Source organism: Meiothermus hypogaeus (assembly GCF_003574035.1).
In the GTDB taxonomy this organism is placed as follows: domain Bacteria; phylum Deinococcota; class Deinococci; order Deinococcales; family Thermaceae; genus Meiothermus; species Meiothermus hypogaeus.
On sequence record NZ_QWKY01000176.1, the window covers coordinates 1 to 750 of the forward strand.

The window sequence follows — 750 nt, forward strand, 5'->3', positions numbered from 1 at the left end:
AGAGCACGCCCATCTCGGCGGCTTTGCCGGTGCCCACCATGATGCTGGTGGGGGTCGCCAGGCCCATCGCGCAGGGGCAGGCGATGATCAGCACCGCGACGGTGTTGACCAGGGCGTAGCTGACGGCGGCCTCACCCCCGAAGAGCAGCCAGACGACGGCCGTGAGCGCGGCGATCCCCAGCACGACGGGGGTGAACACCGCTACCACCCGGTCGGCCAGGCCCTGGATGGGCGGCTTGGAGCCCTGGGCCGTCTCGACCAGTTTGATGATCTGGGCCAGCACGGTGTCCGCGCCCACGGCGGTGGCCCGGAAGGTGAAGGCGCCGTTCTGGTTGATGGTCCCGCCCACCACCTTCGCGCCCTCGCCCTTGGCGACGGGGACGGGCTCGCCGGTGATCATCGACTCGTCGACGTAGCTCTGGCCCGAGATCACCACCCCGTCCACCGGGACCTTCTCCCCCGGGCGCACCGCGACCACGTCGCCGGGCAGCACCTCGTCCACCGCGACTTCCAGCTCCCCCCCGGCCCGGATCACCCGCGCGGTCTTGGCCTGCAGGCCCAGCAGCTTCTTCATGGCCTGGCTGGTGCGGCCCTTGGCGATGGCCTCGAGGTACTTGCCCAGCAGGATCAGCGTGATCACCACCCCCGCCGCCTCGAAGTAGACGTGGCGGGCCTGCTCGGGCAGCAGGCCGGGGGCCAGGCTCATCAACACGGTGACGGCGGTGCTGTACCAGAAGGCCGCCCCCGTGC

1 protein-coding gene is annotated in these 750 nt (G+C 71.1%); it reads right to left on the reverse strand.

Features of this window, described 5'->3' with window-relative positions:
• The coding region (locus Mhypo_RS17810; RefSeq protein ID WP_147371381.1) for an HAD-IC family P-type ATPase at positions 1–750 on the reverse strand (750 nt) is incomplete at both ends.